Source organism: Aminipila butyrica (assembly GCF_010669305.1).
GTDB classification, from domain to species: Bacteria; Bacillota; Clostridia; order Peptostreptococcales; family Anaerovoracaceae; genus Aminipila; species Aminipila butyrica.
Window position 1 is genome coordinate 2,241,681 of sequence record NZ_CP048649.1, and the last position, 15,788, is coordinate 2,257,468.

The following is a 15,788-nucleotide window of genomic DNA, read 5'->3' on the forward strand; positions in this document are numbered from 1 at the left end:
ATAGATTAGTGAAATCTACCCTTTTAGCTGTCTGCTTTTATTCTGTTAAAGTATTTGGAACTAAATATATCGTTGAATTATTATCGTTATCATGCCAAGCTTCAAAGATAAAATAGGCGGTCTCTGCCAGTTTTCCATTAAAGGCTTGCTTCTGGACTGCTGGGTTAGCCTCTGTTCCCCAATCATTAGTAGGACTGCTTACATCAATTGCTCCCATATTTTTGTCTAAGGTATAGACTTTTCCAGAAATCTTATATTCTACATAGAAATTTTCATCATTTGAATACAGATATTTCAGATTGAACTGATTACCATTTTCTAGGACAACATAATCTTTTGCAAAACTGCCTACGCCTTTATCTCTCAACGCCTGTGGCAAAATATCCGCTAGGTTAGTTCCCTCTTTCACAGCCTCTGTTTTCACTTCTACAGTTCGATAGGTGGGTTCTGTGAGCCGAACTATCATAGTAGCCGCTTCTGCTCTGGTAGCTGTTTTTTTCGGGCCAAAAGTACCGTCTGCATAGCCTTGAATCAGTCCCCGGTTCACCGCTTGGATGATATAATCTTTGCAATAGTCACAGATACTACTATAATCTTTGATACCTGTTTTCACAGAGGCAAGCTTGGCACTGTCCGCCAAAGTTTCCTCTTCGTAGAAAACCTCTGCTACCTTTTCCATAATCACGCCCATCTTTTCTCTGGTGATAGGTTTATCCCAATCGCTTTTTTCAAACATGCCTTCTGGGACAATCCCCAGCACTCCTGCATAGTGCATGTAACCAGAAGCCCAATGCTTATCCCCTTCTATTGGTTGATATTCCCCATCGCCGATGATAGCCATAATGGTTTTGATAAATTCAGCTGTGGTCATGGTGCTAGAGGGCTTAAAAGTTCCGTCTGGATATCCATTGATACCGCCCTTCTCAACCAGTTTGTTCACATAAGGCTCTGCCCAGTTTCCAGACTTAATGTCTGTAAAGTTTGAAAGAGCGAAAGAACTACTGGCTGTTGCAAGTGTCAGTATCCCTACTAGGCACATAGTAAACATTTTCTTCTTCATGGTTTCCTCCTTGTATTTTCATGATTTTCTACTTCCTCCTGCTTCAGGAAGCCTTGACGAATATTCTAATGTAGCTTATAATATAGATATAAGGATTACCGCCTTTAGCGTGGCGGTTCAGTCCAAATAGGGTTTTGAAGCCGCCTACTAGTGTTTAATTAGTTAGGCGGCTTCTTCATTTTTTGGAGAGCTTACACAAAGTAATAACTCCGATTATCACAAGACAGAACTGAAACAATTCTGAGTATGTAACCATGAAGCATCACCTCCTTTTTAGGAAGTGACCTAACCGCCAAACGGTAATCCTTATACTAGTATAATACCATAAAATCGTTGAAATTTCAACATATTTCAGTTATTTTGATGTGTTTTTTTAAGCCTCCTCTTTTTTTCTTCTGCCATTAAAGACTACCCTGATGGGCCTCACCTTACGAATTGCCGATACAATTGACTTTTCTATAATTTTTGTTCATTTGCTACTCCTTTTCTTTTTAACATTTAGTAAAACTAAACAGCACATTGATGCCGGCAGCTCCGCTACCGGCACGATCTACTGTTACGTAGTTATTTTTATACTTAGTCGCCTTTCCGTATTTGCCACCCGCACCCCGGACTGGGAACAATCTTAATTCATCTGTGCCCCTGACTGACTATATCCTACAGGACCAGCATAATATTAGAAATCTCCTGGCAATGCTCTTATTGCTCCCAACCCTTATCAAAGCAAGTACGACCACGTCTCACGACCATACGACGTTATTTTTGCTTTAGATATGTACACAGACCTTTCAAGGCCATGCAGGGGATTTTGGCAGTGCATCGCTGCTTTTCTAACTTAACTTTTAAGCTGCTGCGTATTTACTTGACTGAGATCATGGCTGCTGTTTCACAACAGTCAGCATGAGAGCTACTGAATGCCATATAGCTTTTGCTATATATCTTCAAAGTGGCAGCCATCCATTCTTGCTGGAGTATCAATGGCTGCTGCTTTCAGGATATATTTAACATTAATCGATTAACCCTGCACATCTTATTCCTTCATATTCAGAGCAGTACATTGATAAGTGATAACAAACACCTTCATCCAAGCAAGCATTAAACATGTCTTGTAGCGTAAATGGACCTCCGGAGCTTTCCGACAAATCTTGCGCTATCTTTGTTAAAGCGTTAATCACACTGTTTGAAAGATAAAGCTTTGCAATCATTTTTTTTCTGTCCATGATTTTCCTCCTTATAGTCTTTTTTATTTATTCATAATATGCTAAAATCAATTTAATTGGTTGGAGAGAAAGGCTTCTCATCTACTGCGGCCAACAGTTCACGATGAGATAAGTTAAACAAATTTTCTAACTTAACAAGGACTTTGTATGAAGGTAATTGTTTACCTTTTTCAATATCATGGACAGATGTTTTAGAAATTCCTAATTCATCAGCAACGTACTCTTGCGTCCATCCTCTATTGATTCGTTCGATTCTTAGCCTTGTTATAATTGTTTTCATTTGCCTTTCTCCCTTATATTAAGTTAGATTAAATCTAACTATATTTTAATTATACATTAGGTTTAATCTAACATCAAGGAGTTTCTTTATGTTAGATAAAAATATTTTCGCTTCAAGAATTAAAGCACTTCGCTTATCTTTTAACGTCCCTCAATCTACATTAGGACAAGTACTTAATGTCAGCAAAACCCAAATAAGTGATATTGAAAATGCCAAAAGTACGACTTCTTTAGAAAGGGCCTATTTACTAGCAGATTACTTTGACGTTTCTGTTGACTACCTACTGGGCCGAACAGACAACCCGAAGATTAACAATTAAATATTAAATTTCATCATATACCCTCAGTAGATTTCTGAGGGTATGTAGCTTTTGGCGAATTTCTATATGATTACATCTGTCTATCTATCTTCTAATTTACACATCCATATCGCACTACTATATATTACATTTGCTCCTGCTCTTCATAGAATCTCGTCCATTTAAATTCCAAAATATTAGCAATTTTCATAGCTACATCCGTTGATGGCGTTCTAAGTCCCTTTTCAATTTTAGAATAATATTGTTGGCTTATCCCAACGCTCTGGGAAATAGATGCTTGTGTATGCTTTTTTTTATTTCTGCAATTGATTAACCACTCACGTTCCATAATGTACTCCTTTATTTTAATATATACGCCATTTTGGAGTATGTCAAGGATTTTACGCCATAATCACCATTTTTTATTAAACTTGTCTTCTGTAATATAAACTTGAGTGTTTATCGTTTCACTATTACTGGGGAGGAATTTATGCGTATCAAGGAGCTCCGAAAGGAAAGAAAATATACACAAGCGCAATTAGCAGAAATTCTTGAAATTTCTCAGCAAAACATGAGCAAATATGAGACATCGAAACTTGAGCCAGATATTACTAGTCTTATGAAGCTTGCCGACTTCTTCGATGTTTCTATTGATTATCTATTAAATCGAAGTAATATACGCAACCTCACTACTGTAAACATTGGAAATAATCAAGTTGCTTGCTTTTCAAAAGATCAACAAGAACTTCTAAATTCTTTTAATCTACTGAACAAAAAGAACCAAGGCGCCATATTAGAAAGAACACGGATGTTACTAGAGTTACAAGAAGAAGAAATCAGTACAAATAAAAAGGGGGCATCTGCTTCATGATGACCCCGACGCCGGAAAGGTCATTCCCCTACACTGGAAATGACCCTTTTTACATATACTATTAAATTTAAATAATTAAAAATATTTATGGTAAATTATGTATTTATCCCATGATATACCAATTTTCGACATTTCTCAACATATTTCAATATTTTTCTAATAATTAAAAAATAACCCTGGGAATATTCCCGGGCTATTTTCTTATAAACACATTAAATTATAAAAAATTAATCGATTAATTACAATTTTTGTAGTAAGAAAGGAAAATTAATATGTCTAAATATGATCTCATAAATCCCGAAATAAATGATTCTCGAAAAGCAGATTTTAAAGCTAATAAATCACCACACGCTTGCAGCTATCGTCTAAGCGTTAGACCAAATTTTTCAGAGGGGTATGATTATATTAGGACTGATTTTATCAAAGACGTAGATAAAATTTTAAATCATCCGTATTATTCTCGTTATACTGATAAAACACAAGTTTTTTCTTTTTATAGAAATGATGATATAACAAGAAGAGCTTTACACGTGCAATTAGTTTCTCGAATTGCACGTACAATTGGTGCTGCATTAAATCTTAACCTTGATTTGATTGAAGCAATTGCCTTGGGCCATGACATTGGTCATACACCTTTTGGACATGCTGGCGAAGACTATCTTAATGACTTATATAAAACAAATACCAATAGGTATTTTGCTCATAACTTACACAGTGTAAGAGTATTAAATACGCTGATTCCTTATAATTTAACACTTGCCACCTTATCTGGCATCCTCTGCCATAATGGAGAAAAAGGACAACAGTATTATCGCCCATCAGATGTAACAAATTTTAACCAATATAATGAGATTATTGAAAAGTCGTACATTGAAGGTCCTAAATTTATGTCCACACTTGTAGCAAACTCTCTTGAAGGGTGCTTAGTAAGAATTTGTGATATGATTGCATATGTCGGCAAAGACAGACAAGATGCCTATAAAGCCTCTCTTACTACCACAAAAGAAGCAGATTATGCTAATACCGTTTTAGGCTCCACCAATCCAGAAATTATACATAACTTGACTTATAATATTATAAACAATAGTTACGGGCAGGATTATATTTCTCTAGATTCAGAATATTTTGATGCTCTGGTAGTACTTAAAAATGAAAACTATAAAAATATATACGAACGGGAAGAGGTCAGAGAGAAATATGATTCTTGCATAAAACCTATGATGGAAGATTTATATTACGCACTATTAGATGATTTGGTTTCAAATAATAGGAATTCCATGATATTTAAACACCATATTGATTTTGTCATGAACTTTAAAAGAACAAAAAACTATCCAGATACTGAACCTAATCAAATTGTAGTAGATTACATTGCAAGTATGACCGATGATTATTTTATTGCTCTTCATGAAAAAATGTTTCCAAAATCTGAACATAAAATTGAATTCTATTCTTATTTCTATAAAGAAAATCAATAGCTCGTCGAATAAAAAATAGCCCTGGGATTATTCTGGGGCTATTTTTCAACTTAAATCCTAATCCAATATTTCTCTTAATTGGAACTCTCTAATTCCTCCACCCTTGTTTCCAAGGCATCTAATTCATCCATCTTGGTACTCAAGTCAAGCCCTTCTAATTCCTCCACCCTTGTTTCCAAGTAGGAAATATTATCTATAAGTTTATTTATCTCAATCTCAAATCTTTCCCTTTGCAAAGAAATTTCTTTTTCTAACTGCTCTCTATTATCTTTATTCGTTTTGCTCCATTTCTTTTCTGCCTCATCAATAAGCGCCCTTGTTTCTACATTAATTAAATACTTAAGCATAAGCTTTACTGCCAAAAATCCTATTAGACTTATTATTGCTATAACTCCAGCTATAATTGCCCAAGAAAGTTCCAAGTAATACTGATTGCTTTCAATTAATTTCTCTAATATTTCAATTTTTACATCTAAGGTGTAAATTGCTGCTTCCGTTGTATTCATTTCATTGATTCTCCTTTATCCTTGTAGTCTGACTATTTTGTCTAATATATCACCATAATTTTCATTAGGGTCCATTTTTGGTGTTTCTTTTATCTATACCTCCCAATCGTTTTCTAATGAAATTATCATACATGATAATGGAAAATATGTCCATTATTAGAGAAATAAATATGAGGACAGCAATTAGTAAATTTTGCTATACGTTTTTTATTTTCTCTTCTTCCCTTTCATCTATATCTGCATGAAAAGCTGTTATATCTATCTAATATACCATATTTTGCGCATTGAAATCAGAACTTATGTTCTGTACAATGAAATCTACAGAACATAAGGAGGTGACACATATGGATGTTTTGCACATAGATGCCAACGCTGCCTACCTGAGCTGGACAGCAGTGGAGTTACTAGAAAAAGGCTGTCCGATTGATATTCGAACAGTCCCATCAGTTATAGCCGGCGATCCTGAAAATAGACACGGTATCATCTTAGCTAAATCAATCCCAGCAAAAAAATACGGCATAAAGACCGGCGAAAGTCTATTTGAAGCCAAGAACAAATGTCCGAGTCTGCTTGTTTTTCCTCCAGATTATGATTTGTACATGTGCTGTAGCAATGCTATGTATCAGATATTGCTTGAATATTCCCCCCTTGTGGAGCGGTACAGTATTGATGAGTGTTTTCTGGATTATACCGCATCGCATAAGTTATTTGGCAGTCCTGTAGCTGCTGCACATGCCATAAAAAATCGAATAAAAACAGAGCTGGGGTATACTGTAAACGTTGGGGTATCTTCTACTAAAGTTCTTGCTAAAATGGCAGGAGAATTAAAAAAGCCTAATCTGGTTCACACTCTTTGGCCAGAAGAGATACCAGCGAAGATGTGGCCGCTGCCTATAGGTGCCCTTTTCATGGTAGGCCATGCCACGAAAAAGAAGCTGGAGTCTATCAATATAAGAACAATTGGAGAGCTGGCACAAACGAAAAAAGAGCATATGAAAGCTCTTTTGAAATCTCATGGGCTTTTAGTATGGAACCTTGCTAATGGAATTGATGACTCCCCAGTTACTTTGAATAGCGAAATCCTCCAGAAGAGTGTTGGTAACAGCACTACTATCGACCATGATGTTACGGACCGCACAGAGGCCCATATAATCCTTTTGGCACTGACGGAACGGGTAGCAATGCGACTGAGAAAGCTGGGGTATTTAACTTCTGTAGTATCCGTTTCTATCAAAAACAATAGTTTTATGAGATATACTCATCAGCTTAAGCTGTCAAACAGCATTAATTCAACGACAGAAATTTATGAAAATGTCTGTAGGCTCTTTGACCAGAGCTGGAAAGGTGAGCCACTCCGTCATTTAGGTGTGCATGTGTCGGACTTTCAAGCTTCAAAGACTAGACAGATCTGCATGTTTGACCGAAGTGATAGTAGTAAACTACAGGATATTGATAAAGCTGTAGATAAGATAAGAGCCAGGTATGGAACAAGAGCAATAATACGGGGAAGCTTTGTAAATGGAAGTATAAATCCAATTCAGGGCGGTGTTAATGATAGCGAATATATTATGATGGGGGGATATGAACAGTGAGAGTACTTGCAGAACCGATAGACACGCTAGTTCTTTTTGTGGGCCAGGGAAAGCCTATACCTTATAAATTTAAGTATACCAATCAAGATGGAATACGAAGAGAGATAAAAGTAGATAAAATCTTGTCTTCTGACGAAAGTAAACTGGCTGGAATTAGAGCCTTTATTTACAACTGCCAAAGTATGATTGGCAATCAAGTAAAAAGGTACGAATTGAGGTATATAGTAACAGAGTGTAGATGGGAACTCTTTAAAATGTAATGGGGGATTGTAAAATCATGAGTAAATAAATCAAGTAGTCACTTCCAGATATTTAACGCCTTCCCCTTTTTTCTCTGCCATTAAAAAGCTGTCTTGATGGGCTCTCATTAAAGCAGCTGGGAGTAACATATAACTTCGGCCCGAATTGGGCCGAAGTTTGGCCTGTGCTTCATTCTAATAAGAAAAGTAACAATTAGCCTAACTAAAAATCCACAGACTGCAATCTGTGGATTTCTTTGTGCTTATATGTGGATTATTCCTCTTCTGCCAAACCCAATTCTTTATATCCCATTTCAACTAAAATATTATCTAGAGTTTTAAATAAATCTTTCTGGGCTAACGGAACAATTTCGTCTTTAACAATTGAATCATAATCATTTGGAACTTCATCAAATTCAAATACGAAATCTACATTCAATATAATATTAATATCATCGCTGTTAGGAATACCTATATGTGTTTCCATTAAAATTAGCAGAGTTTTTTCTTCCTTATTTTTTGGTGTTTTTACTTTTACCGTGCTTTCTGCATCTAATTTGAAGTTTTTGGGTAAAGCTTGTGAAATATCAATATGAATTTTGTTTAATCGTCTTTTTTTAATGTTCAACATAAAAATTTTTCTCCTTTCTATTAAAAGTACCGCTGTCTATATATGCACCTAAATCCATAAAGTCATCATTTTCCCATGAAACCGTCCGATTGCTTTGTGGCATATAAATAATTGTCTCTTTCACTGCTAGATTTTCAAATGATTTTTCTAATGCCTGTGCAACATATTGATTAAGCGTTATCTTCTGCTCTGCTGCCATAATAGCTATTTTTTTATGAAGTTCCGGAGAAACTCTTACATTGAAGCTTCCTTTAAACTCCTTATCCGGTTCTTTTCCACATTGTGAACATATATCTAAATAATTCTCAATGCTTTGATGAAACATTTCTTCTAATTCGTCAACAGTAGTTCCATGAAAATTTAATGAATCAGTAATACCAAAAACTTTTCCAACAAAAATCTTATCTTCTGCATCATAGTCTATGGTAGCATGGTATCCTTTATACCCCATCATTGAACTCATATCAACACATCCTTTCTTAGTTCATTATATATATTATTCGCAATTAATCTATTTCCCCAATGTCCTTTAAAAATTTCAACACCATCTTTATTTGGTATCTATATAACTCGTTACCAGGATGAGGTCCATCAAATTGCAATGTCTGTTTTGTCTCTCGGTGGCAATAAGCAATGCTAGAGCCTCTTCCTCCTGAGAATTTATCACAATTACATTTTCCCAACAAAGTGTCCAATTCTCTTGTTGTAAAATTATTCGGGCTAGGCTTTCTAGAGATTTTGTCTAATAGATCTTCTTTTTTGGGCATTTGTAATTATCACCTACCTTTCATGTGAAATATGCAACTACATTATAGTTGCATTGTATCATCATTAAAAGAGGAATGTCAATCAATTCGTAACATTTCCTACTATTATTTTGTATTGTTGTTAGATAAAAAATAATAGCATTGGTCTCCCTTAATTCTCTTATTTTCATAGCTTAAAATAACTTCGGCCCAATTCGGGCCGAAGTTATCCTTCATTAAAATATACTACATGGTACGCTTCAGGTCTGACCTTGATTCTTGAAGCCTTTCTATGAGAGCTGTTTTTTTCGCTTCATCAAATCCATTCTTATCTTTTACTTTAATTACTCCTACATTCAAGTCTTCTTCCATTTCATTAATCTCAATTGCTTCATTACCTTTTTCATCCATATTAAGAGATGCATTCAGTTGATTTAAGCGGTTTTGTTTTTCTTTCAATTCTTGTTCCTGTGTAAACGGCTTTTTGACCGCTTCTTTTGCATTTTCTAGTTGATGCAGTACAGCACCTAATTTTTCTTCATAACCACTTTTTTTCTCATTCATAGTTTCCAGTACATGATTAAGTCGCTGGATGTTGCCCAGTGGATCTGTCCCCATTTCCACACTATGTATAAGATTCCCTTCTAGGCTAAGTTTATATCTTTGCTCAAAAGATTCAAAAGTTGATGTTATTTTTAAACCGTTGTACTCTCCAATCATCATCACTCTCAAATGAGTCTTTTGAGCTTCTTTCTTTACCATAGAAATTAAGGCTGTTCCTGCTTCTTTCTTTTCAGTATACTTGAGATCGCCAACCTTCATGAAAAAATGGCCTTTATCCATTGACCTGTTTTTCTGATAAATTTCTAAGTCTTTTTCATATCCTGCTATCTTTTCTTTTAGCTCGGCTATTTGCTTAGGGTAACTCTTTGCGATACTATCTTCCAAGCGATATATTTGGCTTATATGATTTGCCTTTAGCAGCTTCAACTTTGATACTTGTATATCAAGGTCCATTTTTTCCTTGATATAAGGATTTCCAGTTGCTAAGGCTTTAACTTCCGCATAGGTAAGAGCAGTTTCGTCAATGTCTTCACAACTTCGTACTGGACTTTTGCTCGTCATAATCTGTCCAATAAATTTTTGTTTATTTTCTATGAGCTGCCAGGAATAGCTATCAAAGGTCCCTTCTGTCACATAACGGAAAATCTTAACCTTTGGATTAAGATTACCTTTTCTAACTATGCGCCCTTCTTGCTGCTCAATATCGGAGGGTCGCCATGGTACATCAAGGTGATGTAAAGCAATCAGCTTGTCTTGCACATTTGTCCCAGCTCCCATCTTCTGTGTTGACCCCAGTAGGAATCGAACTTGCCCACTTCTAACTTGAGCAAAAAGTTTTGCTTTACGTATTTCCGTAGTAGCTTCATGTATAAAGGCAATTTCCTCTTTTGGCACTCCTTTAGCAATCAACTTATTTCGAATATCATCGTATAAATTAAAAGTACCATCCCCTTTTGGGGTAGATATATCACAAAAAATTAACTGCGCTAACTTATTCTCTTTAGTCTCGTCCCATATTTTATAGGCATTTTCTACACAAACCGAGGATTTTGAATTTTCTTCATCAGGTAGCATATCATTAATAAGTCGCTGATCAAGGGCTAACTTTCTTCCGTCACTTGTAATTTTCAGCATATTGTCAATATGGGCATCTACTATTCTATTACGGACTGCTTCTGCCCGATCAGCCAACGAGGCTACCATTGCTTTTTGATGCTCACTAGGTTTTAATACCACATTAATGTATTCGACTTCCGGCACAGGAAGCTTTAGCATGTCTGAGGTCTGAATGTCTGCACATTCCTTAAATAGAGAAATCAGCTCTGGCAGATTAAAGAATTTAGCGAACCTGGTCTTTGCCCTATATCCAGTTCCCTCTGGGGCCAGTTCTATGGCAGTTTGCGTTTCCCCAAAGGAGGCCGCCCAACTGTCAAAATGTCCAAGACCCATTTGTTGTAGGGTATTGTACTGAAGATAACGCATATTCGTATATAACTCAGTCATACTGTTGCTGATTGGTGTCCCGGTAGCAAAGGTAATTCCTTTCCCTCCGGTCAGCTCGTCTAAATACTGACACTTTGCAAACATATCCGAGGACTTCTGTGCTTCCGTTTGTGCTATTCCCGCCACATTTCGCATTTTAGTGTGAAGAAACAGGTTTTTATAACTATGGCTCTCATCTACAAATAGCCTATCTATGCCTAGCTGCTCAAATGTAATTACATTATCTTTTCTTGTATTATCATTTAAACGGCTTAACCTAGTTGTTAATGACTTCTTCGTCTTTTCCATTTGCTTAATGGTATAACGCTCCCCATTTTCTTTCTTTACTGCTTGAATTGACAGCTCAATCTCTTGAATTTGTTTCTTCACAGTTGCGATTTGTCTATCTGTGGAAAGAGGAATTTTTTCGTATTGTGAATGACCGATAATAACTGCATCATAGTCTCCAGTTGCAATCCTGGAGCAAAATTTCTTCCGGTTGGCTGGTTCAAAATCTTTCTTTGTGGCAGAGAGGATATTAGCCCCAGGGTATAGCCGTAAAAAGTCACTTGCCCATTGCTCTGTCAGGTGGTTCGGTACCACCATAAGGCTTTTCTGGCATAATCCTAGGCGCTTGCTTTCCATTGCTGCTGCAATCATTTCATAGGTCTTTCCTGCCCCTACACAGTGGGCCAACAAGGTGTTATATCCGTACAAGATATGTGCTACCGCATTTTTCTGGTGTCTCTCTAAAATAATATCTGGTGTCATACCCGGAAACGTTAAGTGACTTCCATCATATTCCCTTGGCCGGATAGCATTAAATAATTCATTGTATGTATTACATAAAACTTGCCTTCTATCTGAATCTTTAAATATCCAATCCTTAAATGCTTCTCGAAGTGCATCTTGCTTCTGACTTACAAAGACAGTTTCCTTTTTATTTAAAACTCTCTTTTCTTTTCCGTCTTCCAATATAACATCAAAAACTCTGCAATCACGGAGATTTAATGAATCCTCAAGGATATCATAAGCATTTTTTCTACTTGTGCCATAGGTCACATCTACCAGAGAGTTACCCTGATCCGAACGTTTACCCTTGATATTCCACTGTCCTGTCACATGAGAATATCGTGCTCCTACTTTATCTCTAGTAAATAGATATTCTGGGGTTTCAAAGGTTTGTCGCATAAAATCATCTATATATTTGGAATCAATCCATGTTGCTCCAATACGAATTTCAATCTCCGCAGCACCTAATTCTTTCGGCTGCACTTTCTCCAGAGATGAAACATTTATATTATACTCTTGATGTTTTTCTGCAAATACTTTTGCAACAGCCAGCTTTTCTCTCACATTTCCACTTAGATATTCATCAGCAGTCTCCCAGTCAGAAGTTATTGGATTTAGAAATATCACTCCGGCAAGTTCTTTTATAATATTTTCTTCTTTTTTACCCGAAAGCTCCGCCATATAAGACAGGTTTACCTTTGCTTTCTCTGAAAGGGATACTGCTAAAGCCTCACTTGCTGTAGCTACACTGGTAATTACCATACGCCTTTTTATTGTGCGTTTAGTAAACATGTCTGCCTTGCCTTTTAGATTACCTTCCTCGTCCAAGTTCTCCAAGGAGCAGAGAAGCGCATAGCTTGCATCCTGGTTAAAAGCCTTTTTATTAGGCTGAGAATTAATAATTCCAAACTTTTTCGAGAAAGCATCGTATAGCTCATTCAATTCTGTCTGCTTATTTTTTATGGCTTCCTCTGGGTATTCGTTTAATTGCAGATCAATAAGTCCCTGGGTACATTCCCGTATCGCTACCAGTTCTTTTATTCGCTGTTCCATTAATGGGGGCACTTGCACGGGCATCATAAGAGAGTTTTCTCTGTAGTATGCTCTACCCTCAACAATGGTGTAACTGTAATTCTTTACAGTTGGGTCGGCGGGTATCCCCTCCATTACCAGGTTATCATTAAGATCGTCAAGCTCTACTGCATCTATACTCCCCTCGATCCGTTCCATTGCCTTCTGTAGCTGCTCGGTAAAAGAAGTGTCCATATTCGGGGAACAGGTGGGCTCCATACCATAGGGTCCCGACACCATTTCCATCTTACCTAAAATCATGTCTGGGTGTTCTACAAAATAGTCATTTAGGGTAATACCGTCTTTATTTTCTGATAAATACACCCAATCCGGATCTAGATCCATTACTCGGTCACGCTTTTTAAGAAAAATTATGTCTGACGTGACTTCTGTCCCGGCATTTTCCTTAAATGCAGTGTTGGGAAGTCTGACTGCACCCAAAAGCTCGGCCCTCTGAGCAATATATTTTCGCACCATAGGACTTTGCTTGTCCATGGTCCCCTTTGAAGTAATAAAAACAATAATTCCGCCAGGTCTAACTTTTTCTAAAGCTTTTGCAAAAAAATAATCATGAATTAAAAAATTGTGCTTATCATAGGCTTTATCCACAACTTTATATTGTCCGAATGGGACATTTCCAACGGCCACATCAAAGAAATCAGTAGGATAGTTGGTGTTTTCAAAACCAGCTATCTTAATATCAGCGTGAGGATAAAGCTGCCGTGCAATTCTTCCAGTAATACTGTCTAACTCCACTCCATACAGCTTACTGTCCTGCATTTTTTCCGGTAACATGCCAAAGAAACGGCCTGTACCTAGTGCTGGATCTAAGATACTCCCCTTTTTAAATCCTAAATTATCAAGGGCATTATAAATACCTTCAATTATGGTTGGGCTAGTATAATGAGCGTTTAATGTGCTTCCTCGAGCATGGCTATATTCATCCGGAGATAATAGTTCTTTTAATTCTAAGTATTCATTTGACCAGGCGTTTTTCCCTTGGTCAAAAACATCAGCGAGACCGCCCCAGCCCACATACTCTGATAAAATATCTTGCTCCCCCATGGTAGCGGGTCTCTTTTCTTTTTCAATTTGGTATAGGGTCTCGATAGCCAATATATTACGTCTATATTTTTCCTTTGCTGTACCCTTTCCCAGGTTAAAGTTTGTAATCCGGAAATTCTTTGATAATGAAGCTTCGGCTTTCTTTTGATCACCTATTTTTTCTGGCATAGAAAAAGCAGCGGTTTTGCTGTCTAACGCATCTGCTCCCGCTGCTTCTAGTTCTTTACCTGGAAAGGTTAAGTCAGTAAATAAATTGAGTTGTTCCGTTTTTTCTCTTAACTGAAAATTAGCTCCGTCTTCACGATTTCCTCGGCCCTCTGACGGATATTGTTCATCCGGCCAACCCATTCCATCTGATTTTCTGCTTTGAGTTTCTCGTTTACCTCTTCGGCCGTTGCCATCTGGCTTATCAGCAACTCCTCTTTCTCCTCCGACGCTTTCTGGGTCTCCATCAGATGTGTCCATAATTCCCCGTTGACCTGCATCAGGGAGTAGGTCAGATTCTGATGGTCTCTCAAATATGCCCTTCTCATCAGACCATATTTCCTCAACTCCATCATTTCTTCGCTGTCCTCCCCATCCATCATCAGTTTTGGAACTTTGTAATTCTCTTCTTGTAAGTACTCTAATCTCTTTGTCATCTGCTTCCCTTTCATTACTTTTATGCTTTAAAGCATTATACTCCATCTGACCATAAGCTTCAATTCTTTTCTTACTTTCTCTTACTAATTTTCCGAGTTCTTTTAAAATTGGACGGTTTAAATCATTAACTGCCATCCCCAAAATCATGGTAAGCTCTCTTGTATGGAAGTCTGTCAAATAATCAAAATCAAATTCATCCAATAAATTAATCCGGTTACACCTAGAGAGCACCGCATATGTCGAACTTTCTATTAGGGTTTCTTTAAACCTTACTGCTGTATTCAGTTCATCCAGGTCCTCAATTAATGTATTTTGTTTTGCTGCTTCTATTTCGGACTTATGCTCCTCGTAGTAGCTTAAAGCTGCTTTCTCTATTATTTTTCGAACTGCCACTGATAAATTTTTTTCTTCTGGCATTTGAAAGCTGGAGCACAGCAGACTGCTGAGGTCTTCATCATGCTGTTCATTGATTTCCCATATATAAGGGCTTTTGCTTGTGGCTGCTATTTTATAGGTATCTGCAACATCAAAGACATATTTTAATTTTGGTCTTGTGGCATACTCATCAACTAGAGCGATGCCTTCTGCATGACGTCTTATTCTGCACCCCATGCTATTGTTCCAAAAGTCAAATTCCGCACAAGCTTTCGCCTCTGGCCGTTGTGCATAAATTAAAACCTGCTCATTGAACGTATACTTTTTATACATTTTTCCTGCAAGCTTCAAATAGCTTTTCCAGCGATCTGCATCCGTTGTAATGCTGCTGATAGTTTCACTTAGGAGTTTACTAATGCTGATATAATTTATATTTTCTTCCACGATGTTCTCCTTTCAGGAAGTAATCTTGCTTCATCTATTCATATTTTTTCTTGCATAAAAAAGGAGACCTATTTATGTTAGGCAAACTTTTAATTAATGCGGATTAAAATCTTCTTGATCTATTGAAATGCCACTTTCCCCGTTAATTATTCATTGCACAAAACTGTCTTTTCTGATATATTATTTCCATGGATTACCGCTTGGTGGTTGGTCACTTCCTTAAAAGGAGGTGATGCTAATATGTATATTTCATATCCAGAACTTTTTCAGTTCTGCATGGTGATTATCGGAGTCATTACCTTGTGTAAGCTCAAAAAATAGCAACAGCCACCTAAATTAGCGTTTAGGTGGCCTAGTTCTGACTTTCGGACTAACCACCAGAGCAAAGGCGGTAATCCTTTTCTTTATTATATCCACATTCTATTAAAAAAT

The 15,788-nt window shown here is 36.9% G+C and carries 13 protein-coding genes; 4 read left to right on the forward strand and 9 right to left on the reverse strand.

Going from position 1 to position 15,788, the window contains the following annotated elements:
• Nucleotides 1-37 precede the first annotated feature (37 nt).
• The 3 genes from Ami103574_RS10645 to Ami103574_RS10655 form a co-directional block, all read right to left on the reverse strand.
• On the reverse strand, nucleotides 38-1,060 hold the full coding sequence (locus Ami103574_RS10645) for an S-layer homology domain-containing protein (RefSeq protein WP_163066995.1): 1,023 nt from the start codon (nucleotides 1,058-1,060) through the stop codon (nucleotides 38-40).
• 1,007 nt (nucleotides 1,061-2,067) lie between these two features.
• The gene (locus Ami103574_RS10650) at nucleotides 2,068-2,280 is read right to left on the reverse strand and encodes a hypothetical protein (RefSeq protein WP_163066996.1); all 213 of its coding nucleotides are present in this window, start codon (nucleotides 2,278-2,280) and stop codon (nucleotides 2,068-2,070) included.
• Nucleotides 2,281-2,332: 52 nt separating this feature from the next.
• A complete protein-coding gene (locus Ami103574_RS10655; protein WP_163066997.1) occupies nucleotides 2,333-2,560 on the reverse strand; it encodes a helix-turn-helix domain-containing protein in 228 nt (75 codons plus the stop codon).
• Between the two features lie 88 nt (nucleotides 2,561-2,648).
• Between Ami103574_RS10655 and Ami103574_RS10660 the strand changes: the two genes are divergently transcribed.
• A complete protein-coding gene (locus Ami103574_RS10660) occupies nucleotides 2,649-2,879 on the forward strand; it encodes a helix-turn-helix domain-containing protein (RefSeq protein WP_163066998.1) in 231 nt (76 codons plus the stop codon).
• A 124-nt stretch (nucleotides 2,880-3,003) separates the two neighbouring features.
• Here Ami103574_RS10660 and Ami103574_RS10665 read toward each other — a convergent pair whose 3' ends face one another.
• Nucleotides 3,004-3,207 (reverse strand): helix-turn-helix transcriptional regulator, encoded by a 204-nt coding sequence (locus Ami103574_RS10665; protein WP_163066999.1) that lies wholly within the window; start codon nucleotides 3,205-3,207, stop codon nucleotides 3,004-3,006.
• A 141-nt stretch (nucleotides 3,208-3,348) separates the two neighbouring features.
• Here Ami103574_RS10665 and Ami103574_RS10670 point away from each other — a divergent pair, with 141 nt between their 5' ends.
• Together Ami103574_RS10670 and Ami103574_RS10675 are read left to right on the forward strand one after the other, a co-directional pair.
• Nucleotides 3,349-3,729, forward strand: a complete 381-nt coding sequence (locus tag Ami103574_RS10670) for a helix-turn-helix domain-containing protein (RefSeq protein WP_163067000.1) — start codon at nucleotides 3,349-3,351, stop codon at nucleotides 3,727-3,729.
• A gap of 272 nt (nucleotides 3,730-4,001) precedes the next feature.
• Nucleotides 4,002-5,207, forward strand: coding sequence for a deoxyguanosinetriphosphate triphosphohydrolase family protein (locus tag Ami103574_RS10675; protein ID WP_163067001.1), 1,206 nt, complete (start codon nucleotides 4,002-4,004; stop codon nucleotides 5,205-5,207).
• Nucleotides 5,208-5,281: 74 nt separating this feature from the next.
• Here Ami103574_RS10675 and Ami103574_RS10680 read toward each other — a convergent pair whose 3' ends face one another.
• Complete coding sequence (locus tag Ami103574_RS10680; protein WP_163067002.1) at nucleotides 5,282-5,713, reverse strand: hypothetical protein; 432 nt, start codon at nucleotides 5,711-5,713, stop codon at nucleotides 5,282-5,284.
• Between the two features lie 344 nt (nucleotides 5,714-6,057).
• Between Ami103574_RS10680 and Ami103574_RS10685 the strand changes: the two genes are divergently transcribed.
• Nucleotides 6,058-7,305 (forward strand): DNA polymerase Y family protein, encoded by a 1,248-nt coding sequence (locus Ami103574_RS10685; RefSeq protein WP_330587029.1) that lies wholly within the window; start codon nucleotides 6,058-6,060, stop codon nucleotides 7,303-7,305.
• A 513-nt stretch (nucleotides 7,306-7,818) separates the two neighbouring features.
• On the opposite strand, the gene Ami103574_RS10690 is transcribed toward Ami103574_RS10685, so the two are convergent.
• The 4 genes from Ami103574_RS10690 to Ami103574_RS10705 all read right to left on the reverse strand — a co-directional run bounded on the left by Ami103574_RS10690 (nucleotide 7,819) and on the right by Ami103574_RS10705 (nucleotide 15,356).
• Nucleotides 7,819-8,175, reverse strand: a complete 357-nt coding sequence (locus Ami103574_RS10690; RefSeq protein WP_163067003.1) for a hypothetical protein — start codon at nucleotides 8,173-8,175, stop codon at nucleotides 7,819-7,821.
• Nucleotides 8,162-8,638 carry a type II toxin-antitoxin system HicB family antitoxin gene (locus Ami103574_RS10695; protein WP_207710493.1) on the reverse strand — a complete coding sequence of 159 codons (477 nt, stop codon included), beginning with the start codon at nucleotides 8,636-8,638 and terminating at the stop codon, nucleotides 8,162-8,164. Before Ami103574_RS10695 ends, Ami103574_RS10690 begins: the two co-directional genes overlap by 14 nt.
• 43 nt (nucleotides 8,639-8,681) lie before the next feature.
• Nucleotides 8,682-8,942 carry a type II toxin-antitoxin system HicA family toxin gene (locus tag Ami103574_RS10700; RefSeq protein WP_163067004.1) on the reverse strand — a complete coding sequence of 87 codons (261 nt, stop codon included), beginning with the start codon at nucleotides 8,940-8,942 and terminating at the stop codon, nucleotides 8,682-8,684.
• A gap of 225 nt (nucleotides 8,943-9,167) precedes the next feature.
• On the reverse strand, nucleotides 9,168-15,356 hold the full coding sequence (locus Ami103574_RS10705; RefSeq protein ID WP_330587032.1) for a helicase-related protein: 6,189 nt from the start codon (nucleotides 15,354-15,356) through the stop codon (nucleotides 9,168-9,170).
• Nucleotides 15,357-15,788: the final 432 nt, after the last annotated feature.